Source organism: Streptomyces sp. DH37, assembly GCF_029813835.1.
Lineage (GTDB): Bacteria > Actinomycetota > Actinomycetes > Streptomycetales > Streptomycetaceae > Streptomyces.
The window spans coordinates 40,617-62,205 of sequence record NZ_JARVKV010000005.1 but is presented as its reverse complement, the minus strand read 5'-3'; the positions used below and the strand labels follow the sequence as shown (position 1 = coordinate 62,205).

At 75.5% G+C, this 21,589-nt stretch carries 20 protein-coding genes and 2 pseudogenes; 14 read left to right on the top strand and 8 right to left on the bottom strand.

Annotated features, from left to right (window positions below):
• Positions 1-361: 361 nt before the first annotated feature.
• Positions 362-775 (bottom strand): hypothetical protein, encoded by a 414-nt coding sequence (locus tag QC029_RS04335; RefSeq protein WP_279554013.1) that lies wholly within the window; start codon positions 773-775, stop codon positions 362-364.
• A gap of 228 nt (positions 776-1,003) precedes the next feature.
• Entirely contained in the window at positions 1,004-1,378 is a 375-nt protein-coding gene (locus tag QC029_RS04330; protein ID WP_279554012.1) for a DUF1304 domain-containing protein, read from the bottom strand.
• Between the two features lie 184 nt (positions 1,379-1,562).
• On the opposite strand from QC029_RS04330, the gene QC029_RS04325 reads away from it, so the two are divergent.
• The gene (locus QC029_RS04325) at positions 1,563-2,318 is read left to right on the top strand and encodes a ZIP family metal transporter (protein WP_279554010.1); all 756 of its coding nucleotides are present in this window, start codon (positions 1,563-1,565) and stop codon (positions 2,316-2,318) included.
• 572 nt (positions 2,319-2,890) lie between these two features.
• On the opposite strand, the gene QC029_RS04320 is transcribed toward QC029_RS04325, so the two are convergent.
• From QC029_RS04320 to QC029_RS04310, 3 genes are all read right to left on the bottom strand, one after another.
• Positions 2,891-3,139, bottom strand: a complete 249-nt coding sequence (locus QC029_RS04320; RefSeq protein WP_279554008.1) for a hypothetical protein — start codon at positions 3,137-3,139, stop codon at positions 2,891-2,893.
• Positions 3,136-3,369, bottom strand: coding sequence for a DUF5133 domain-containing protein (locus QC029_RS04315; RefSeq protein ID WP_279554007.1), 234 nt, complete (start codon positions 3,367-3,369; stop codon positions 3,136-3,138). The genes QC029_RS04320 and QC029_RS04315 overlap by 4 nt, the downstream gene beginning before the upstream one ends.
• A 442-nt stretch (positions 3,370-3,811) precedes the next feature.
• A complete protein-coding gene (locus QC029_RS04310; protein ID WP_279554006.1) occupies positions 3,812-4,594 on the bottom strand; it encodes a BTAD domain-containing putative transcriptional regulator in 783 nt (260 codons plus the stop codon).
• 250 nt (positions 4,595-4,844) lie between these two features.
• Here QC029_RS04310 and QC029_RS04305 point away from each other — a divergent pair, with 250 nt between their 5' ends.
• From QC029_RS04305 to QC029_RS04295, 3 genes are all read left to right on the top strand, one after another.
• Positions 4,845-5,753: a manganese catalase family protein gene (locus QC029_RS04305; RefSeq protein ID WP_279554005.1), complete on the top strand. Its 909-nt coding sequence runs from the start codon at positions 4,845-4,847 to the stop codon at positions 5,751-5,753.
• Positions 5,754-5,819: 66 nt separating this feature from the next.
• Positions 5,820-6,101, top strand: coding sequence for a hypothetical protein (locus QC029_RS04300; protein ID WP_279554004.1), 282 nt, complete (start codon positions 5,820-5,822; stop codon positions 6,099-6,101).
• Positions 6,094-7,452: an Nramp family divalent metal transporter gene (locus tag QC029_RS04295; protein WP_279554003.1), complete on the top strand. Its 1,359-nt coding sequence runs from the start codon at positions 6,094-6,096 to the stop codon at positions 7,450-7,452. Before QC029_RS04300 ends, QC029_RS04295 begins: the two co-directional genes overlap by 8 nt.
• Positions 7,453-7,528: 76 nt before the next feature.
• On the opposite strand, the gene QC029_RS04290 is transcribed toward QC029_RS04295, so the two are convergent.
• Positions 7,529-7,792, bottom strand: coding sequence for a type B 50S ribosomal protein L31 (locus QC029_RS04290; protein ID WP_279554002.1), 264 nt, complete (start codon positions 7,790-7,792; stop codon positions 7,529-7,531).
• Between the two features lie 215 nt (positions 7,793-8,007).
• On the opposite strand from QC029_RS04290, the gene QC029_RS04285 reads away from it, so the two are divergent.
• The 6 genes from QC029_RS04285 to QC029_RS04260 all read left to right on the top strand — a co-directional run bounded on the left by QC029_RS04285 (position 8,008) and on the right by QC029_RS04260 (position 15,524).
• Positions 8,008-8,772, top strand: coding sequence for a hypothetical protein (locus QC029_RS04285; RefSeq protein ID WP_279554001.1), 765 nt, complete (start codon positions 8,008-8,010; stop codon positions 8,770-8,772).
• Positions 8,773-9,168: 396 nt separating this feature from the next.
• Positions 9,169-10,725: an alpha/beta hydrolase fold domain-containing protein gene (locus QC029_RS04280; RefSeq protein WP_279554000.1), complete on the top strand. Its 1,557-nt coding sequence runs from the start codon at positions 9,169-9,171 to the stop codon at positions 10,723-10,725.
• Between the two features lie 843 nt (positions 10,726-11,568).
• Positions 11,569-12,423 carry a fumarylacetoacetate hydrolase family protein gene (locus QC029_RS04275; RefSeq protein ID WP_279553999.1) on the top strand — a complete coding sequence of 285 codons (855 nt, stop codon included), beginning with the start codon at positions 11,569-11,571 and terminating at the stop codon, positions 12,421-12,423.
• 11 nt (positions 12,424-12,434) lie between these two features.
• Positions 12,435-13,772 carry an enolase C-terminal domain-like protein gene (locus QC029_RS04270; RefSeq protein ID WP_279553998.1) on the top strand — a complete coding sequence of 446 codons (1,338 nt, stop codon included), beginning with the start codon at positions 12,435-12,437 and terminating at the stop codon, positions 13,770-13,772.
• Positions 13,773-13,786: 14 nt separating this feature from the next.
• Positions 13,787-14,551, top strand: coding sequence for an SDR family NAD(P)-dependent oxidoreductase (locus QC029_RS04265; protein ID WP_279554109.1), 765 nt, complete (start codon positions 13,787-13,789; stop codon positions 14,549-14,551).
• 130 nt (positions 14,552-14,681) lie between these two features.
• The gene (locus QC029_RS04260) at positions 14,682-15,524 is read left to right on the top strand and encodes an amidohydrolase family protein (protein ID WP_279553997.1); all 843 of its coding nucleotides are present in this window, start codon (positions 14,682-14,684) and stop codon (positions 15,522-15,524) included.
• Positions 15,525-15,543: 19 nt separating this feature from the next.
• Here the strand turns inward: QC029_RS04260 and QC029_RS04255 are convergent, their stop codons facing one another.
• On the bottom strand, positions 15,544-16,245 hold the full coding sequence (locus tag QC029_RS04255; RefSeq protein ID WP_279553996.1) for a FadR/GntR family transcriptional regulator: 702 nt from the start codon (positions 16,243-16,245) through the stop codon (positions 15,544-15,546).
• A gap of 782 nt (positions 16,246-17,027) precedes the next feature.
• Between QC029_RS04255 and QC029_RS31150 the strand changes: the two are divergent.
• The 4 genes and pseudogenes from QC029_RS31150 to QC029_RS04240 form a co-directional block, all read left to right on the top strand.
• Positions 17,028-17,330, top strand: a pseudogene (locus tag QC029_RS31150) (DUF4232 domain-containing protein); the annotation flags it as partial.
• Positions 17,331-17,601: 271 nt separating this feature from the next.
• Positions 17,602-19,173 carry a PH domain-containing protein gene (locus tag QC029_RS04250; protein ID WP_279553995.1) on the top strand — a complete coding sequence of 524 codons (1,572 nt, stop codon included), beginning with the start codon at positions 17,602-17,604 and terminating at the stop codon, positions 19,171-19,173.
• A gap of 145 nt (positions 19,174-19,318) precedes the next feature.
• Positions 19,319-19,705, top strand: a complete 387-nt coding sequence (locus QC029_RS04245) for a PPOX class F420-dependent oxidoreductase (protein WP_279553994.1) — start codon at positions 19,319-19,321, stop codon at positions 19,703-19,705.
• Positions 19,706-19,803: 98 nt separating this feature from the next.
• Positions 19,804-20,571 (top strand): annotated as a pseudogene (locus QC029_RS04240) (IS5 family transposase); the annotation flags it as partial.
• Here the strand turns inward: QC029_RS04240 and QC029_RS04235 are convergent.
• Positions 20,553-21,515, bottom strand: coding sequence for a CAP domain-containing protein (locus QC029_RS04235; RefSeq protein WP_279553992.1), 963 nt, complete (start codon positions 21,513-21,515; stop codon positions 20,553-20,555). The pseudogene QC029_RS04240 and the gene QC029_RS04235 sit on opposite strands and share 19 nt — an antisense overlap.
• Positions 21,516-21,589 lie beyond the last annotated feature (74 nt).

Genomic DNA, 21,589 nt, shown 5'->3' with positions numbered 1-21,589 from the left:
CGCGGGGAACCCTCGCCGCCGGTCCCGGGCCTACCGCCTCCCCGGCCGCACGGCGGACCCGGTGCGATCGGGCCGTTGCCGCCGGCGCGGGCCGGGGTCACCCGGCCGGTCCCGGGGACCGGCTGCTTCCACCACGAGGCCGCCGGGTGCCGCCGGGTGCCGACGGGAGCGGCGCGGGGACCGGTGGCGACGGGTTCCGGCCCGGGCCCGGGACCGGGCGGGGGCGGCCGTCGGGCGGTCCCGGCGCGGTGGGCGGGTGCGACTGCGGTTGCGGCCTTCGGAACAGGCGTGGTCATCTGGAGAGGTCTCCTTCCGAGATGACAGGAGAAGCGGGGACAGAGGTGCGTCCCGCCGCTCGTCGTCAGACGTGGGCGCACCCTGTCGCGGTGGCGCCGGGGCCGACGGATCCGGCCCCGGCGCCACCGGCCACGGCCGGCCCGGCTCGGGCCGTGGAGTCCGCCCGGTGGTCCTCGGCCCATGCGGCGAAGGAGTCCGGCAGGCCCGGGGAGGAGTCCGTCTCCGCCGTCCGCACGGGAGCCCCGGCATGGGCCGGTTCTCGGCCGAGCGCCCGTCCCGCGGTTGCGATCTGCCTCGCGTCCACCGTCACCCCGGGCCCGGCGAGCCGGTGGACGGGGCCGGCCACGACGGCGCCGGGCAGGGCGCGCCCGGCCACGGCGTCGTCGTCCTCGTGGACCGGCCGCTCGGCCCGTGCGTGCCGTACGTGGACCGGGCGGATCTCGTCGGCGCCCTGTCGGATGACGCCGGAGGGGAACACGGCCCGTTCCGGATCGCTCCTCGCGGCCCGCGCGGGCCGCCCCTCGGCGACGAGGCGTTCGACGGAGGCGCGCCGAAGCGGTCCCGTCGCGGACGGCGCAGTGGATGCCGGAGTGGACGGCGCAGTGGACGGCCCGAGCCCGGCGGCCGGAGTCCGCGGGCCCCCGGGTCGCGCAGGTCCCGGCCCGGCCGCCCGGAGGGCTCGGGAACGGGTCGTCAGAACGGGTCGTCAGAACAGGTCGGCCAGCAGGACGACCGCGGGGGGAAGCGCCTGCCCGAGGGAACCGCGCCACAGCTTCGGGTCGGAGACGAACAGCGTGATCCCGCCCGCGATCATGAAGGCGCTGAGGTAGATGATCAGCGAGCGGCCGACGGTCTCGTGCCCCAGGGCCAGGGCCACGAGCCCGGCGACGAGGCCGAGCGCGAGGAACAGGTTGTAGAAGCCGACGTTGACCCGCCACAGCCGGACCTCGGGAGCGTCGGCGGTGCTGCCGGTGAGGAAGGCCCGGACCCGCGGTCGCCCGTAGAAGAAGCTCTCCAGCGGCCAGACGGCGATGTGGACCGCCGCGGCGATCAGGGCGAAGACCTGGCTGACGACGTTCATGCGGCCATGCTCGGCCCCTCACTCGCGCCCTGGAAGCCGACACCCTCGCCGTTCACCCGTCGGCCGGTGCGCCCGGAACGGCCGCACGGCGGCTCCCGCGCGGGCCGGCGCGCCCCCTCCACGGCTTCGCGGCGCACCCGGAAGGGGACGCCTGAGGCACTGCCGTACGGGTACCGGCAGGCGCATGACCGAAACGGTGGAGGCGGGCGCGTGGGGCCTGGTGGCCGGTTCCGTGCTGCTGGTGGGCGCGGTGCTGGGCTACGCGGTGCGGATCCCGCGCATGGTGATCGCCTCGGTGATGGCCTTCGGCGCCGGGGTGCTGCTGTCGGCGGTCTCCTTCGAACTGATCGCCGAGGCCCACCGGGAAGCGGGACTGACCCCGGTCGTGACCGGCACGGTCGCCGGCGCGGCCGCCTACACCGTCGGCAACATCGCCCTGGCCCGCCGCGGCGCGCGGCACCGCAAACGCTCCGGCCACCGCAAGCAGCAGCCCTCGGAGGACCGGCAGCCGGGCTCCGGCCTCGCGCTCGCCCTCGGAGCGCTGCTGGACGGCGTTCCGGAGTCGGCGGTCATCGGCGTCAGCCTGGCCCACGGCGGCGCGGTCAGCACGGTGACCGTCGCCGCGGTGTTCATCAGCAACATCCCCGAGGGACTGTCCAGCTCGGCGGGCATGAAGCAGGCAGGTCGCGGCAAGGGCTACGTCTTCGGCGTGTGGGGGGCGATCGCCGCCGCCAGTACGGTCTCCGCCGTGCTCGGCTACGCCGTCGTCGGCGGGCTGTCACCGGCGGTGGTCGCGGCCGTCACCGCCGTCGCCGCCGGCGCCATCCTCGCCATGATCGCCGACACGATGATCCCCGAAGCCTTCGAGGACACCCATCTGGCCATCGGCCTGATCACCGTCGCCGGATTCCTGGTCTCCTTCACCCTCTCCCACCTCTGACACCGGATCACCGGATCCCGCGGCGGCGGGGAGGGCCGGGCGGCGCCGCCGCGCGCACTCGGCCACCGCTCGGCCACGGAACGACCGTCCTCGGGACGGGCGGACGCGGCGTGCGCCGGCATCCCGTCGTCACCGGCCCGCACCGAGGGCACATCCGGTTCGCCACCGTCGAAGGCGCCACTCCGCTCGGAGCCGGGTCCGGGTTCACCACGGGCGAGCCGGGCCTCCCCGGGTGGGCCGGGCGCCGGGCTGCCCGCGAGCCCCGCTCCGACCCCGCGTGGCACGCGGGGTGTCACCCGTCCTCCGCGTCCCACGGGGACCGGCTCCCCGGGGCTGTGACCGGGACGCGGCGGCTCGCCGTCAGGGTGCTGTGCGACGACCGGGGCCGCCGCCCACGGCCGCTTCGCCCGGGCCGGCGGCGAGGACGGGCCGGGTGCCGGCACGGGCGGGGCCCGGTGGCCGGCGGGGTGGAGGCGGTTCCGGATCGACGGGGCGCACGGATGCGCCGACGCGCCCACCGCTCGTCCCGGGTCCTCCCCCGCCCCGGAGTCCGCGGACGCCGTCGGCGCCCTTCACGCCCGCTCGCCCAGCCCGCTCCAGTCCAGGGCGTCGGCGGCTTCCCGCCGCACCTGCTCGACCGCCCGCCGCGCGGCGGCGAGGACGTCGCCGCGCTCGGCCACCAGACGGTCGTAGACCGGCACGTCGTCGCCGCCCGGCCCGGCCGCGGGCCTCTCGGCCCCGGCCTCCCGGCGCTCGAACCACGGCGAACCCGTGGAGCCGATGGAGCGCGTAGGACTCGTGGATTCCGTGGAGGCGGTCATCCGCTGACCAGAGCCAGGTCGTCGCGCCCGCGGGCCCCGGACATCCGGCGGCGGGCCTCGGTCAGGGCCGCACCCACCTCCCGGGTGCCGGTGGAGACGCACAGCGTGTAGGCCGCGTCCTCCATCCGCTGCCGCACCTCCGCACCGCCGGTCCCCTGAACGGCCTGCGACCGCAGCGCTTCGTACCGCTGGACGAGTTCCCGCAGCACCGCAGGGTGAGCCATCAACATCGAAGTCTTCCTCCACCACGAAACAAGGGCCAAAGCCACACGCTCCGCTACCCGGCTTCCGGGCAGGCATGCCGTTCGCCCCGGATCGCATGCCTACGTCACAGGGGCGGTGATCGTCCGCCGGAACCGGTCCGTGCGGGAGCCGTGCCCTCCGCCGCGGCCCGTCCCGCCGTGGAGCGCCGGCGGCCACGGGGCCTCCCCGCGCTCCGCGGACAACCGTCTCGACTCTGACCGGCCCCTCCCCGGGGACGCTGCCCGACACACCGGTCTCCTTCGAAGCCCCCGCCCGGTCACCTGGTTGGCCACCCCTTCCGGCGGCTTCCGCACGCCGGGCGTCCGGGGTGCGCGACGGCGTCCGGAACGGCTCCGCGCGGAGCCGAGCGGCCTCCCCGGAACGGCCGTCGGCGTCACGGAGGTGTCACCGCGGCCCCGGGCCCTGCCGTCAGGGATCCAGGGGGCGGCCCAGATAGGGCGCCACGAGCCGGCGGAAGCCGGAGGACGGCCCCAGACCCAGCTGGCTGCGGATCATCCGCCGGAAGAACTCGTAGTGCCGCAGGGCCTCGGCGACGTTGCCCTCCGCCAGGTGAACGTCCACCACGTGGCGGTGCGCGCTCTCGCGCAGCGGCTCCGCCTCCACCGCCGTCATGGCGCACTCCATGGCGGCGGCGAGCTCGCCGCCGTCGCGCAGCCTCCGGGCCACCGCCTCCAGCGCGTGCAGCCGGGTCTGGCGGAAGTGCTCCCGGGCGACCATCAGCCAGTCCTCGGTCCAGTCGGGCAGCAGGTCCTCGCTCAGCTCGGCCGGGGCCGGCAGCGGCGCCGGGCCGGAGGCGTGGGACGAGACGAGGGCCGCGGCGTGCCGCTCGGCCAGGTGCAGGTCGACGCAGACGGTGGGGGCGAGCGCGAGGCAGTCGTCGTCGGCGTCGACCAGCCTGTTCCGTCCGCTGCTGCGGGTCAGCCGCCACAGGGTGGAGCGCAGGCTCGCGCCCGCGCGCCGGACGGGCAGGTCCGGCCAGAACGTCGAGGCCACGAGGGCCCTGGTGGCCCCTTCCGGGTGCAGGGCCAGCAGGGCCAGCAGCCGCTGCACGGAAGGGCTGAGGACCACCTTCCGGGACCGGATCTCCATGCTGAAACGGCCCAGCAGGGCGAGGTGGGCCTCCCACTCCGCAGCCCCGTGCGGAGCCTCGGAGCCGGGCTGTCGGGAGGTGAGAACGTAGGAGGACGTCATGGGACTCTCTCCGTGAGGAACCGGTGCGACCGGCTTCCGGGTCCGTGAACGGACGGGGTTCCCGCCCCCGGGTGCGTCACACCCCCTTCCGGACCTCCCGTGGCCCCCCTGTGCGGAGACGCGGTGGTGACGGGCGCTGCCTAGCGTCCCAGGGGTGGAGCGCGGCCCCGGTCCCGGTGGAGCGGGTGGCGCACGTCCGCGCTCCGCCGACGACCGTGAACCGTCCTCGTCCGGAAAGGGAGAGCCCCCGATGTTCCGACACACCCAGCGGCTGCAGTTCGAGGCGAAGCCCGAGAAGCCCGACCCGGTGTACGCCCACAAGCTCCAGGAGCTCGTCGGCGGTGCGTACGGTGAGATGACCGTGATGATGCAGTACATGTTCCAGGGCTGGAACTGCCGCATCAAGGGCAAGTACAAAGACCTGATCATGGACATCGCCACGGAGGAGATCGGCCACGTGGAGATGCTCGCCACCATGATCGCCCGGCTCATGGAGGGCGCCCCCGCCACCGCGACCACCAAGGTGGCCACCTCCGACCCCGCCGTCGGCGCCGTGATGGGCGGCATGGATCCGCAGCAGGCGATCATCGCCGGAGGCGCGGCGCTCCCGGCGGACAGCAACGGCTACCCCTGGAACGGCCGTTACGCGGTGGCCAGCGGGAACCTGCTGGCCGACTTCTACGCCAACGTCGCCGCCGAGGCCCAGAGCCGGCTCCAGACCGCACGTCTGTACAACATGACCGACGACCCCGGCGTGAGGGACATGCTGAAGTTCAACCTCGCCCGGGACACCTACCACCAGAACCTGTGGCTCGCGGCCATCGAGCAGCTCCGCGAGGACAACCTGGAGGACGTCGTCGTCCCCGGCGGCCTCGCGGACGAGGAGCACCGCGAGCACGCCGCGACGCTGTGGCACCTGTCCGACGGCGAGGCCGCCGCCGCGGGCCTGTGGGCCTCGGGTCCGACCCCGGACGGCGACCACGAGTTCAGTGTGCTGGCCGACACCCAGCCGCTGGGCGACAAGGCGTCGCCCCCGCCTCCCGACCCCAGGCTCTTCGCCACGTACGACGGCAGCCTGGGGCAGCCCAAGGGACCGTCCCTGGGCACCGAGACGGGTCTCAGGGGCAAGCTCAGGGACACCTTCACGCCCGACGAGTGAGGTCGCCGCGGGCCCTTCCCGGGACGGAGGGGCCCGCCCGTCCGTACGAGAGGAGGCGGGAGGACCATGGGCACACCGGGCTCCGCGGGCGAAGCGGCCCGGGCTGCGGCCGTCCGGCGGCACCCGCGCCCCGTCACCGTGCTGCTCCTGGCCCTGTACGCGGCGGCGGCGGCCGTCGGCCTCACCGCCGGGGGGACGGCCGAGGGCCTGCTGGGGTCGGCCCTGCTCGCCGCCGTCGCTCTCAGGCTGGTGCCGTACCACCGCACGGCGCGGCGGATGCGGGACGGCACCCGGGCGGCCGCCGGCCGGTCCCGCGCCGCCGGGAGCGAGGACGCGGCCGATGCTTGACCCACGCCAGCACCAGAAGGCGCCCCCGGCCGCTCCGCCGGTCACCGCTCCGGCCTCCAACCCGGCGCCCGCCGCGTCGCCCCCCGCCGGGGCGGGTCCGGACACCGGCGCGGAACGGCGGACGCCCGCGCGGCGGCACTCCGGCCCGTGGGCCGTGGTCGCGATGCTCGGTCCGGCGTTCGTGGTGTCGGTGGCGTACGTCGATCCGGGGAACTTCGCCACCAACATGACCGCGGGCGCCCGGTACGGCACCCTGCTGCTCTGGGTGATCGCCCTGGCCAACGTCGTGGCGATCTTCGTCCAGTACCTGGCGTGCAAGGTCGGCGTCGCCACCGGCCGCGACCTGCCGGAGCTGTGCCGCGAGCACACCCCCCGGCCGGTGTGCCGGGTGCTGTGGGTCCAGGCCGAGCTGGTGGCCATGGCCACGGACCTGGCGGAGTTCGTCGGCGGCGCGGTGGCCCTGTACCTGCTGTTCGGCATCCCCCTGGTGCCGGCCGCGTTCATCGTCGGGGCCGTGTCGCTGGTGCTGCTGGCGCTCGCCCCCGAGGGCAGGCGGCGCTTCGAGATGGTGATCGCCGGCTTCCTGCTGGTCATCCTCGCCGGGTTCCTCTACCAGAGCCTGCGGACCGATTCCTGGAGCGGGGCGCTGGCCGGTCTGCGGCCGAGGTTCGCCGACACCCAGAGCGTCCTGCTGACCACCGGCATGGTCGGGGCCACGGTGATGCCGCACGTGATCTACCTGCACTCGTCCCTCAGCCGCCGGTACGGCCACGCGTCCGCGGCGCGCAAGCGGCTGGTGCTGCGAGCCAACCGCACGGCGATCCTCATCGCCCTGGGGATCGCCGGTCTGGTCAACGCGACCATGCTCACCGTGGCCGCGGCGGCCTTCCACGGGGAGCGCTCCCCGCGGTCCGCCGGCTACGAGACCCTGGAGCAGTTCCACCACGGCCTGGGCACCGCGATCGGTGCCGGCGCGGCGCTGGCGTTCGCGCTGGCTCTGCTGGCGTCCGGGCTGGCCTCGTCGGGGGTGGGCACCTATGCGGGGCAGGTCATCATGCGGGGCTTCCTGCGGCGCCGCATCCCGCTGACGCTGCGGCGCCTGATCACGATGGGCCCGCCCCTGACCGTGCTCGCCCTGGGCGTCGATCCCACCCAGGCGCTGGTGCTCAGTCAGGTGGTGCTGTCCTTCGGCATCCCCTTCGCCCTGATCCCGCTGGTCGTCTTCACCGCGCGGCGGGACGTCATGGGTCCTCTGGTGAACCGCTCCGTCACGACCGCGCTGGGCGCCACCGCGGCCCTGGCGATCACCGGCCTCAACCTCTTCCTCGTCCAGGACGTGCTGCTCGGCTGAACAGGCCGGCGCGGGGCGGCGGGTGGGGCCGTGGCGACCTGCCGGGGACCGCTCCTCGGCCGGTTCGGCGAACCGGTCAGGCGTCCGGGCCCTGCCCCGGCTTGCCGTAGCGCTGCTCGAACCTGGCGATCCGGCCCTTCGCGTCGACGGTGCGGGCCTTGCCGGTGTAGAAGGGGTGGCTCTCCGAGGAGATCTCGACGTCGACGACCGGGTAGGTCCGGCCGTCGTCCCACTCGATGGTCTGGTCGCTGTGCGCGGTCGATCGCGTCAGGAAAGCGTATCCGGCGGACTTGTCACGGAAGACCACGGGACCGTAGTCGGGGTGTTCGCCCTGTTGCATAACCGTTCCTTCCCTAGGACGCTCATGGTCCCAGACGCGGCCGTCCTCCGCATGGCGGCCTCCGGGCCGCCCGCCCGGACGGGGACCGGAGGCGGGCCTCACGAGGCGGCCGGCGGCCACAGGTCGGCGCTCCTGCGTCACCCCTGGGGCTGAATCACCGGCGGAACACGTCCCTCCGCCGACGGCCGGCTCTAGCGTCCGGCCCCATGACGAACATGGCTGGTATCACCGGGATCACCGGGATCGTGTGGGAAGTGCGTCGGGAGATGGAGGGCGAACTGCGGCGGCGAGTCCGCGAGGCCATCGCCGACAGGCCGCGGGAGTGGCTGGTGGAACAGCTCCTGGACCTCGCCGTCGCACCGGGACTGCCCGCTCAGCGCGCCGACCGGCCGCCGGCGGGCCGGGCGACGGAGCCGGAGGACGAGCGGGAGGCGCGGATGGAGCGCGTCCGCGCCCTGTCCCTCGACGTCGGTCTCCTGCGCCGGTACGTCGCCCGCTACCGCGAGCTGACCCGGCAGGCCCTGGTCGAGGGCGGCTTACTGCTGGACCCGCCCCCGAAGGGGTCGTCCGGCCTGATCGGGGCGGAGCACCGCACCCCGGCCGGTGAAGCGCTGCTGCGCGAAGCCAAGGACCTGCTCCACGCCCTGCTGTTCGGCGACGAGGAGGCCGGGGTGAGGCTGGACCGGGTGGAGCGGGAACTGCTGACACTGACCGTGCCGCGCGGCAAGGCGCACGCCGTCTCGTCCGTCCTGCGCGCCGCGACGGAGATCGGGGCCCAGGGGACGTGGCGCGACCCACGGGGGGCCGCGCACGACGAACGGGCTCCGAACACCGTCTTCCAGGTCGAGTACGGGGAGGTCGCCGAGGAACTGGTCGGCAACGGTGTCGCCGCCTGCCTGAAGCTGATCAATGAGCTGGAGGTCAACGAGCAGGTGCTGTACGGGCGGATGGAGAACGTCGAGGAGAGCACCCTGACCTGACAGGAGCCCCGCGGCCCCGGCCCTCGGGGGCCGAGCGCGCCTCCACCGCCGCCTGCCGCCCCGTACCGCCGGCCCGTACCGCCCCGCGGAACCGGAGGGACGGTACGCCCCCGGCTCGGCGGCGGAGCCGGGGCCGGCCGGGCGCCCCGGTGCCCTCACCCGGGTGGCCTCGCCCGGCGGGTGGGAGGGAACCCACGCCCGGCGCAGGGGGCGGAGGTCCGGAAACCCCGCTGGGAAGGGGCGGGACCCCGGGCCCCCGCCGAGCCGGTCCCCGGTCTCACCTCCGCGGCGAATGGGCCCAAAGGTGGGTGAAGAGCATGTTTCCCGACCGAGGAGGTACCCCTTGGGTGCCGCACTCCGGCGACCGGACGCCCGCCCCCTTCAGGAGTTGACGACGTGGCCCTGTCCTACCCCACCCAGCCCGGCGACATCGACCACCTGATCGCCGACGACCACGCGATCGTGGAGAGGCAGTTCCAGCACCTGGAGGCCGGCCGGGGCGACCGCCGGACCCTCGTCGACCAGATCGGCTTCGAACTCTCGCTGCACGCCTTCGCCGAGGAGGTCGTGCTCTACCCGCTCTGGCCCGAGCTGGGCATGGAGGACGCCAACCACGACGCCCGCGACGAGCACCACGGCATGAAGGAACTGCTGGTCACCCTCGAGGGCACGGAACCGGGCGAGGCCGAGTTCGAGCGGGCGCTGACCGAACTCATCGCCCTGGTACGCCACCACGTCGCCGACGAGGAGGGGGAGGAACTCCCGGCCTTCCGCGCCAAGGTGGGCCCGGAGAGGATGGCCGACCTGGGCCGGCAGTTCATCGCAGCCAAGCGGCAGGCGCCGCCCGCCCCGCACCCGCACGCCCCCGACGGCGGCGGCGCCGCCGAGAAGGCCGCCGGCAAGCTCGCCAAGCCCGTCGACGAGGGCAGGGCCTCCGCGACGGGCAAGAAGAAGCGGCTGGCCACCGACGCGTCCGGGCTGCTCGACCCCCAGGCGCAGGCCGTCGTCGACGCCCACTCCGCCCTGGAGCCCCTCCCCTTCGAGACCCTCGCCCCGGACCAGGCCCGCAAGCAGCCGGGCCCCGACGCCGCCGTCAGGAAGGTGATGGAGGACAGGGGGATCGACGGCCCCGAACCGGTGGGATCGGTGGAGGACCTGACGATCCCCGACGCGGCCGGCGGCGAGCAGACCCTGCGGGTCTACACCCCCGCCGCCCCGGCCTCCGGCCCGCTGCCCGTGATCATGTGGATCCACGGCGGCGGCTGGGTGCTGTTCGACATCGACACCTACGACGCGTCCTGCCGCGGGCTGGCGAACAAGACCGGCGCGATCGTGGTGTCGCCCGGCTACCGGCGCGCCCCGGAGGCGGTCTTCCCCGCCTCCCACGACGACGTCCTGGCCGCCTACCGCTGGACGGCGGCCAACGCCTCGCGGATCGGCGGCGACCCGGCCCGCATCGGCATCGGCGGGGAGTCCGTCGGTGGGAACATGGCGTCCGCGACGGTCCTGCAACTCGCCGCCGGGGAGCCGGCCCCCAGCGCGCAGGTCTGCGTCTACCCCCTGACGACCGCCGATCAGTACGGGGAGTCGATGGAGGACGCCGCGGACGGCCGGCCCCTCAACCGCGCGCTGCTGAGCTGGATGGCGGCGCACGCCTTCGACGGCAGGCCCGACGCCGCCAAGGACCCCAGGGTCGACCTGCTCGGGCTGCCGGCCGACCGGCTGGCGGCCATGCCCCCGACCCTGGTGATCACCGCCGAGCGCGACGTCCTGCGCAGCCAGGGCGAGGAGTACGCACGCCGCCTGCAGGACGCCGGGGTGCCCACGACCCTCACCCGCTACGACGGGGTCATGCACGAGTTCTTCGGCGCCTCGGCCGTCCTGGACAAGGCCGAACGGGCCCAGCGGGAGGCCGCCGACCACTTCCTCCGCGCCTTCGCCGACGGCAGGTGACGCACACCGCCCGGAAGCTCCGGGGAGGACCGCCCCGCCGCCCCGGGAGAAGGGCGGCCGGGGGACGGCGGCCGGCCGGCGCCCGCTGAGCGTCGGACCGCCGGCCGCCGTCCCGTCCCGGTCCCGCCCCGCCCCGCCTCGTGACGTCACGCCACGTCACGTCACGTCACGTCACGTCACGTCACGTCACGATCCTGCCCGTGCCCGCCGCCGCGCGCCGATCGCCGCTGCCCGCGCCCGCGGTCCGGCCTCGTCACGGCACCCACGCCCCTCCCGCGGTAGGCCGTCCGGCGGCGGCCCTCGGCCGCACCCCTCCCGGCGTGGACCTTCTCCGAGCACCCGCCGCGGCGGCCGGGCCCGCGGCCCGGATCGCCCTCCCGTCCGGCTTCGGTCGCCGCGCGGCCGGCTCGGCGGCGCTGCCCGAGTCCGGCGCCCCCCGCCACCGGCCCCTCGCCCGAACGGGACCGATGCCGCCGGAACCGCTCCCCCGGCCCCTGTTCCGGTCTCGGCGCCGTTCATCGGCGGATGACCTCCATTGATCGGATCTATCCTTCCCTCGTTACCGTTTCATGAGCTGACGAAGCCTTGTCGTCTCTCGATAGATCCGATGAATATGAGACCACCGGGTGCGTCCGGCCCGCGGCACCACAGCACTCGCGAGGAGCCGCGGACGGCGACCGGAGCAGCGCGCACCGGGGCGAGGGGCGCGGTCCTCGCGGCGACCGGCGCCGTCGCACCCGCCGCGGCGACGGGCCGCGGCACCACCGAGGCCGCCCGAGCCGCGAGGGTCCCCGCCGCACCGACGACCGGCACCCACCACCGACACCCCGGAGGGCACCGCACGTGAGACTCACCCGACTCGGCCCCCGGGGCGCGGAGCGGCCGGCCGTACTGGCCGACGACGGCCGGCCGCTGGACGCCTCCGGGGTGACGCCCGACTTCGACGGCGCGTTCTTCGCCTCCGGCGGCGTCGAACGCCTGCGCGCCGCCCTGCGGGAGGACCGCCTCCCCGTCCTGACGCCGCCCGCGGGCACCCGCACCGGGGCGCCGGTCGCGCGGCCGGGGAAGATCGTGTGCATCGGGCTCAACTACCGCGACCACGCCGCCGAGACCGGCGCGGCGGTCCCGGAGCGCCCCGTGGTCTTCTTGAAGGACCCGGGCACCGTCGTCGGCCCCTACGACGAGGTGCTCGTCCCCCGCGGCTCCACCCGCACCGACTGGGAGGTCGAACTCGGCGTCGTCATCGGCTCCCGGGCCCGCTACCTCGACTCGCCCGACCAGGCGCACGCGCTGATCGCCGGCTACGCGGTCAGCCACGACGTCTCCGAGCGCGAGTTCCAGCTGGAGCGGTCCCCCCAGTGGGACCTGGGCAAGTCGTGCGAGACCTTCAACCCGCTCGGGCCGTGGCTGGTGACCCCGGACGAGGTCGGCGACCCCCGGTCCCTGGGGCTGCGGCTGTCGGTCAACGGCCGCAGACGGCAGGACGGCAGCACCTCGGACATGATCTTCGACGTGGCGTACCTGATCTGGTACCTGAGCCAGTACATGGTGCTCGAACCCGGGGACCTGGTGAACACCGGGACCCCGGCCGGTGTGGCCCTCGGCCTGCCGGACGCCCCCTACCTGCGGGCCGGCGACACCGTCGAGCTCGGGATCGACGGCCTCGGCGTCCAGCGCCAGACCTTCGTTCCGGCATGAGGGGGGCTTCCTTGTCCGCCGCCTCTCCCCGCATCACCGGGTTCGACACCCACGACATCCGGTTCCCCACCTCCGGGGAGCTGGACGGCTCCGACGCCATGAACCCCGATCCCGACTACTCGGCCGCCTATCTGGTCCTGCGCACCGACGCCGACGACGGCGCGGAGGGCCACGGGTTCGCCTTCACCATCGGCCGGGGCAACGACGTCCAGGTGGCCGCGATCGAGGCCCTGCGCCACCACGTCCTCGGCCTGCCGGCCGACGACCTGTGCGCCGACCCCGGGACGCTGGCCCGCGCCCTGGCCGGCGACAGCCAACTGCGCTGGCTGGGCCCGGAGAAGGGCGTGATGCACATGGCGGTCGGCGCGGTGCTCAACGCCGTGTGGGACCTCGCCGCCAAGCGCGCGCGCAAACCGCTGTGGAGGCTGCTGGCCGACGCCTCCCCGGAGTGGCTGGTCTCCCAGGTCGACTTCCGCTACATCGCCGACGTCCTCACCCCGGACAAGGCCCTGGAACTCCTGCGCCGGGGCCGGGAGGGACGGCGCGGGCGCGAGGCCGCCCTGCTGGAGCGCGGCTACCCCGCCTACACCACCTCGCCCGGCTGGCTGGGCTACTCCGACGAGAAGCTCACCCGCCTGGCGAGGCGGGCGGTCGCCGACGGCTTCACGCAGATCAAGCTCAAGGTCGGCGCCGACCTCGCCGACGACATCCGCCGGTGCCGCGCCGCCCGCGCCGCGGTCGGCGACGGCGTCCGCGTGGCGATCGACGCCAACCAGCGCTGGAACGTCGACGAGGCGATCGCCTGGACCAGGGCGCTCGCCGGGTTCGATCCGTACTGGATCGAGGAGCCCACCTCCCCCGACGACGTACTCGGCCACGCCGCCGTGCGCGAGGCCGTCGCCCCCGTCAAGGTCGCCACCGGCGAGCACGCGCAGAACCGGGTGGTCTTCAAGCAGCTCCTCCAGGCCGGTGCGATCGACGTCCTCCAGCTCGACGCCGCCCGGGTGGGCGGCGTCAACGAGAACCTGGCCGTCCTGCTGCTGGCGGCCGCCTTCGAGGTGCCGGTCTGCCCGCACGCCGGCGGCGTGGGCCTGTGCGAACTCGTCCAGCACCTGGCGATGTTCGACTACGTGGCGCTCAGCGGCAGCACCGAGGACCGGGTCATCGAGTACGTGGACCACCTGCACGAGCACTTCCTCGACCCGGTGGTGGTCCGCCGCGGCCACTACGCCGCCCCGACCGCGCCGGGCTTCTCCGCGACGATGGCGCCGGGGTCCATCGCGCGCTACACCTTCCCCCACGGCGCGTACTGGGCCGCCCGGGCGGCCGGCGAGGAGGCACCGGGATGACCGGCACGGCGGGCATGACCGGCGCGGCGGGGCTGCGCGGCCTGCGGGCCGTCGTCACCGGCGGCGGTTCCGGAATCGGGCGGGCCGTCGCCCGCGCCCTCACCGACGGCGGCGCGCACGTGGCCGTCCTCGACCCCGTCCCCGACTGCGAGCGGGAGCCGTGGACCGGCCTGACGGCGGACGTCACCGACGACACCTCGGTCCGCGCCTCCGTGGCGGAGGCGGCCGCACGCTTCGGCGGCCTCGACATCGTGGTCAACAACGCCGGGATCGGCGCGACCGGCACGGTGGAGGACAACCCGGACGAGCAGTGGCACCGCGTCCTGGACGTCAACGTCCTGGGAATGGTGCGCGTCACCCGCGCCGCCCTGCCCCACCTGCGGCGCTCCGCACACGCCTCGGTCGTCAACACCTGCTCGATCGCCGCCACGGCCGGGCTGCCGCAGCGTGCCCTGTACTCCGCCAGCAAGGGCGCCGTCCTCTCCCTCACCCTCGCCATGGCGGCCGACCACGTCCGCGAGGGCATCCGCGTCAACTGCGTCAACCCCGGCACGGCCGACACCCCCTGGGTGGCACGGCTGCTGGAGGCCGCCGACGACCCGGCGGCCGAACGGGCCGCGCTGGAGGCCCGCCAGCCCATGGGGCGCCTGGTGAGCGCCGAGGAGGTCGCGGCGGCCGTCGTCTACCTGGCCGGTCCCGCCTCGGCATCGGTCACCGGCACCGCCCTGGCCGTCGACGGCGGCATGGCCGGCCTGCGCCCGCGCCCGGCGGCACGGTGACGGCCGGGCCGCCGACGGCGCCGCACCCGACCGGGCCGGGGCGCGCGGCCCGCCCGGGTGGAGCCGGACGGGACGACGGACGGCGGGGCTGCGGTGCTGCGGTGCCGCCGACGAGGGAGGTGTGACCGGGATGCGGACCATCGACGCCCACCACCACGTGTGGGACCTGGGGGTGCGTGATCAGGGGTGGCTGGACGGAGCCGGCCTCGCCCCCCTGCGAAGGGACTTCGCCATGGCCGACCTGGCTCCCGAGGCCGCCGCCTCGGGGGTGGACGCCACCGTGGTGGTGCAGACGGTCGCCGTCGAGGGGGAGACTCCGGAGCTGCTCGCCCTGGCCGAGGCGGACGACCTGGTCGCCGGCGTGGTCGGCTGGACCGACCTGACCTCCCCGCGGGTCGCCGACGCCCTCGCCGGACTCCGTGAACTGCCCGGCGGCGCGCACCTGGTGGGCATACGCCACCAGGTGCAGGGCGAGTCCGACCCGCGCTGGCTGCTGCGTCCGGACGTGGCCCGCGGCATGCGGGCGCTGGCCGACGCCGGGCTCGTCCACGACCTGGTGGTCCTGCCGCACCAGCTGCCCGCGGCCGCGGAGGCCGCCGCGGCCCATCCCGACCTGGTCTTCGTACTGGACCATCTGGGCAAACCGCCGGTGGCCGACGGCTCGCCGGAGCCGTGGGCCGGGTGGATCCGGCGGCTGGCCGGGCTGCCGAACACCGTGTGCAAGCTCTCCGGCCTGGTGACCGAGGCCCGCTGGGACGACTGGACGGTGGAGGACCTGCGCCCGTTCGCCGACACGGCCCTCGAGGCGTTCGGGCCCGGGCGGACGATGTTCGGCTCCGACTGGCCGGTCTGCCTGCTCGCGGCCTCCTACGGCCGGGTCGTCGACACCGCCCGCGAGCTCACCGCGTTCCTCACCGCCTCCGAGCGGGAAGCGGTCTTCGGCGGGACGGCGGCCCGCGTCTACGGGATCTGACGGCCGGGGCGAGGGGGCGTCAGCCCGGCGGGAGGGCCGGCGCCGCGGAGCCGAGCGCGCTCCGCAGCCACTGTTCGACGTCCGCGACGTGGACGGTCGCCCATGCCCGTGCGACCTCGGGCCGGCGCGCCTCGATCGCCTCGCAGATCGACGCGTGCTGCTCCCTGGTCCGCCGCACCGCCCCCTCCTGCGTCAGCCCGCGCCAGATCCGGGCGCGCGCCGTCGGACCGGAAATGCCCTCGAGCACGGAGCACAGCACGGTGTTGCCCGAGCCCGCGGCGATGAGACGGTGGAACTTGAGGTCGTTGGCGACCAGGGCCTCCACCGTCGGGGACTCCTCCAGCTCCTCCAGGGTCGCGCGCAGGGCGGCCCTGTCCCCGTCGCTCATCACCGCCGCGGCCATGGCCGCGGCGGCGGGCTCCAGGATGCGGCGGACCTCGAGGAACTCCAGGACGGTGTCGTCCTGGTGGAGATCGATGACGAATCCCATCGCCTCCAGCAGCAGACCCGGTTCGAGGCTGGTCACGTACGTCCCGTCGCCCTGGCGCACGTCGAGCACGTTGATCAGCGAAAGCGCCTTGACGGCCTCGCGCAGGGAGTTGCGGGACAGACCGAGCCGCTCGGCGAGGTCCGCCTCCCTGGGAAGCTTCGAGCCGGGGCCGAGCTCACCCGTCACGATCATGGCCTTGATCTTCTCGATCGCTCCGTCAGTGACTGGCACACCGCCTCCTCCGCTGGTCATCCGATGTCCTCACGGTAGACCGCCCGCGGGGCGGCGGTTTCCCCGCGGACGCGGCGCCGGGGGCGGCGCGGGGACGGTGCGGGGCGGCGCGGGCGGGACGGCGCGGGGCGGGGACGCGGTGGCCGTCCGGATCGGCGGGACGCGCGGCGTGGTGCCCGGCGGCGACGTACACCACCTCGGGGTCGCTCCCGCTCACTTTGTGGGAGAAGCCCCGCCGAGCGGACGCGGGGGCGGCGTTCGGGCAGGTCGGACGGGGGCGGGACATCCCCGCGTCCTGGGTCGGCGGGCCGCCGTCGTCCCGGCCGGGGTGGGACGGCCGCGGTGGCGGACATGCCGCGGCGATCACCGCGGAGCCGATTCCGGCACCCTTCCTCCGCTTCCGGAAGAGGACACGTTCATGTTCCGCACCCGACGCACGCCCCGGTTCGCCGTCGCCGCCCTCGCCGCCGCCTCCCTGTCGACGGCCGCGTGCCGGTCCGGCACGGGGCGGTGGAGGAGGGCGCGGCGCCCGCCGGACAGTCCGCCACGCCCGCCCGGGAGGCCTCGCGTGAGGCCCTGCGTGAGGCCCCGCGTGAGGACGCGGCCCCGGAGGAGGCCGACGGTGCGGACGGCGCCCGGACGGACCCTGACGGACCCGGCCGGCCACAGGCGGCAGGAGGACCGGGACGGCCGCGGGGCCGGGGACGCCCGGAGGGCGGAGGCGGTGAGGCCGGTGGGAGCGGCGAGGACGGCCCCTCCGCCGCCGGGGGTGCGACGCGTCCGACGTCGAGCTCACCCTCCGGACCGTTCCCCGGCCCGCCGACCACATGCTCCTGGCGGTCACCGACACCGGTGACACCGCCTGTGACGTCTACGGCTACCCGCTCCCGCACTTCGACGACGCCCAGGCTCCGGCCCCTCCCATGGAGGGCAGCGTTCCGCACACGGTGGTCCCGGTGCGGCCCGCCGGGTCCGCCTGTGCCGGCATCACCACCTGCACCCCCGACCACGGCGGCGCCGTGGTCGGGGTCACCGGGCTCGGCGTCCTCCCCACCGACCGCGACGGCAGGGCGGCGGGGGACGACCGTCCGACGACGCTCGCCCTGCCGAGCGGCACCGCCGTCAACGCCGGTGCCCGGGTCACGTACCGGCAGCCCGACCCGGGTACCGTCCTGCGGTACCGGGCCCCGCGCCTCCGGCGCCCCCGGGCCGCGTCCGGCGCGGCCCGGGGGTGGCCGCCGCCGGAGCGCGGCCCCGAACCGGGCTTCGCCTCCCGCAGTCGGCAGCGTCGCCGGGCGGGAAGCTGCCGCATCGTGCACAAGAACTCCCGGCCCGGACGACGGCAGGATGCCGGGCATGACCGATGCACGGGAAGTGACCTGCCGCCCCCTCCACACACGCGCCTGGTGGTTCCTCGTCGGCCTCGGGGCGGCCGGGGCGGTCCTGGCCGCGGCGCGCGCGGCGCACCACGGCCGGCTCCTGGACGGGTGGCTGGGCGCCGGCCTGCTGCTCGCGCTGGTGGGCGCCGTGTCGCTCCACAAGGTCACCGCCCGGGTGCGCGCCGACGCGTACGGCCTGCACTCCCGGACCCTGCTGCGCCGCCGGAGCGTGCCGTGGGCCGACGTCGCCGACCTGCAGGTACACCTGAAGCACGAGAGGAACCACCGGGTCGAGGAGGTCCGTCGCGTCGGCCTGGTGCTGCGCGACGGGCGCAGGCGGCTCCTGCCCCTGCCGCAGAGCTGGTCCCGCGCCGATCCGGCCTTCGACGCGGAACTGGACGCGCTCCGCGCACTGCACCGCCGTCACGGGGCCCCGGAGTCGGGCCACGTTCCCGTCGTCTCGTACCGCACCGCCGGGCGCGGCCTGGTCGGGGCGTCGGTCCTGTGCGGGCTGCTGCTCGCGGGCGCGGGCCTGGCCGCGTGGTTCGTGCCGGGCGTCGCGTCGGGTGAGCGGGCGTGGAAGTCGGCCGTCCCGTGCACGGCGCGGACGCCCGCCACGGAGCGCGGCGAGTGCCTGACCACCCTGTCCGCCGTGATCGAGCGGACCGAGGCCGCCCGGCCCAGGCAGCGCGGCCGGCTGTACTTCGCCGACGGACGGCCGCTGGAGCGGCTCGAGATCTCGTACGAGGACGCCCGGAAGTTCCGGCCCGGCGACAGCGTCGAACTGACCGTCTGGCGCGGCGGGGTGCGGGAGGTCGCCGGGGAGCGCCATGTGTGGCGCGCGCACGTCCCCGCACCGGGGGAGCCCGCCGTCATCGCGGCAGCGTGCGCCCTCGCCGCGGGCTACCCCGGCGCTCAGGTGCTGCTGCGGCTGCGCGGTCGGCGGCTGCCCGACGACGAGGTCCTCCCGTCGGCCCTGCCGTTCGCGGGCGCGCTCGCCGGCACCGGCCTGTGGCTGCTGCCGCTCTGCTACCTCCACCCCACGTCGCTGTTCTCCTCACCCGTGGCGGTCGCCTGGGCGGCCGCGGGCTCGTCGGCCACTCTGGGCCTCCTCGCCTGGGCCTGGCGCGCCACCCGCGTTCGTACCCCCGGGGAGCCCGGAGAGGCCGGAGGATCCGGAGCGGCCGGAGAGCCCGCCGTCGAGGGGGAGGTGTTCCTGGCGGCCCGCTTCCTGGAGCACACCGACTACAACCCCCACGGCTTCGGGACCCACATCGTCCTCGGGGGCGGCGCGCCCGCGGTGACGCCCCACTCCGGTCCGGGCCGTTTCGCGGCGAAGCGGATACCGGTGGAGCGGCTCACCGTCAGGAACGTGCGGCGCGCACGGGGCGGCGACGGCGACACCGTCCCCAGGGGCTGGCACATCGCCGAACTCGACGACGCGGGCGAACCGGTCCGCCTCGCGGCCGCCCCCGCCGACCTGGCCCGCATCGTCCGCGAGCTGGCCTCCGCGAGGACTCCCGCGAACGCCGGGCCCTCCACGCCATGACCGGCCACCGACAGCCCACGGCGGCTTGCTGCGGCTTGCCGCGCCCTGCCGCGACCTACGATGGCGACCGGGACCCGCTTCGGTCGTCCGCACCATGGCGGCTCGTCACGGCACGGGCCCGGTCACGTGGAAGGACACCCCGATCATGAACCCCCTCGCCGAGCCGGCCGCCGCGAAGTACGTGTCGCTGACGACGTTCCGCAAGGACGGCCGGGCGGTGTCCACACCGGTCTGGGTGGTTCCCGACGGGGACGGGCTGGCCGTGTGGACCAGGGCCGACAGCGGCAAGGTCAAGCGCATCCGCCGCAGCGGACGGGTCACGGTGGCGCCCTGCGACTTCCGCGGCAACGTCACCGGCGAGACCGTCGAGGCGCGGGCCCGGCTGGGGGACCGCGCGGACACCGACCGCGTCCGCAGGGCCCTCGGCCGCAAGTACGGCCTGTCCGGCCGGCTCACCGTGTGGAGCAGCAGGGTCTACCGGGGCGCGGACGCCACAGTGGCCGTCCTCGTCTCGCCCGTGACCGACGGATGACCTACGGGCGGGGACCGGTGCACCGCGGACGGCGGCGCGCCGCGGACGTACCGCCGCCGCGGCGGCCCGGTACCAGCGCCTGTCAGGTAACCGATCTTGTGGTGGGCCGTGGAGAGCTGATGATGCGGCGTGGGAGCGGATTGCTCGGCTGTCGCCGGGTGCTGACGGGCGGGGTCGTCCGTGGCGGGATCAACGGCAGGTGCTCAACGGGGTGTTGCGGCGGTTGCGGACGGGTGCTCCGTGGTGTGGCCTGCCGGAACGCCTCGGGCCGTGGCGGACGGTCCATGAGCGGTTCGCCCGCTGGGGGGCGGACGGGACCCGGGCCCGCCTGCTCGAGGCGGTTCGGGTCCGCCGCGACTCCGTCGGAGCGGTGGAGTGGACCGTGTCGGCCGGCTCCACGATCGACCGCGCTCACCAGCACGCCGTCGGCGCCCGCAAGAAGGGGCGGCGCCGGGGACGAACTGGAACATCCGGAACGCGCGCAGGCCGGCCGGGCGCCCGGCCGGTCCCGCGGCGGGCTGACCACCAAGGTCCATCTCGCCTGCGACGGCCGGGACCTGTCCCCTGGCCGCGCTGGTCACGCCGGGCAACGTCAACGACTCGACCGCCTTCGACGCGATCCTGAACGCGGTGAGAGCGCCCCGGGCCGGTGTCGGGCCGCCGGCGTCCGACCGGAACCTCTACAAGGCCCGCAACCCCGCAACTCCGTCGAACGCGTCGAACGCTGCTTCAACCGGCTCCAGCAGTTCCGCGCCGTCGCGACCCGCTTCGGCGAACTCGCCGCCCGCCACCGGGCCGGACTCCACCTCGCGGCACTCGTCCTCCGGCTCCGCGAACCCCGACGGGATCACTTGTCGGACAGGTCCTGGCGGCTCGTGCCGAAGTTCTGGGTCCACCACGGGCCGCCGTCACCGAAGTGGATTCCGACGCCCAGTTCCTCGAAGGAGCAGTCGAGTATGTTGGCGCGGTGGCCGGGGCTGTTCATCCAGGCGTCCACGACCGAGGCGGCGTCCGGCTGTCCCCGGGCTATGTTCTCGCCCAGGTTGGACCAGGTGTATCCGGCCGCCTCGACCCGGTCGGCCATCGTGGAGCCGTCGGGGCCCGTGTGGGACATCACGCCGGAGGCGGCCATGACGTCGCTGTAGTCGTCCGCGGCCCGCGTCAGCCGGGTATTGGCGGTGACCGGCCGACAACCGGCGGCGTCCCGCTCCTCGTTGACGAGCGCGAGCACCCGGGCCTCCGGCCCGCCGTCGTCCGGTCCGCCGTCGTCCGGCGCGGCGCCGGTCCCGGAGTCGCGGGGGGCGGACTCCTCGCCACCCGGTCCGGCGGTCCCCTCGGAGCCGGTCCCCGTACTCCCCGAGCTCCCCGTGGTCCCCATGCTCCCCGTGGTCCCGGCCCGCGCCGTCTCCCCGGCGGGGGCGGACGCGGAGGCGGACGCGGAGGCGGACGCGGAGGCGGACGCGGACGCGGATGCGGAAGGGGCGGCGCTGCGTCCGGGCTCGGCGGACCCGCCGGCACCGGCCGGGGCGGACCCGCTCGCCCTCGGGGCGGACGGGGAGGGGAGGGACGCGCCGCCGGCGACCTCGCCCGTGGTACCGCCGGCGGTGGCGGTGTTGCCGGCGGTGTCGGTGGCGTTCGCCGTCACCCGGTCCGCCGGTCCGCTGCGGCCCTCGCCCGCGACGATGGTGACGCCCGCCCCCGCCGCCACGGTGGCCACGCTGAGGGCGAGGACGACGCCGCGCGCCGGTGTGCCGCCCCTGGGGCGGGCACGGGAGCGGGAACGGGAACGATCGGCTCGGCGGGAACCCATGCGGACGGCACCTCGGATGGTCGGTCGCGGAACGGTCGGCCCGGATTCCCGGGGGTCGGACGAGAGCGTAGACG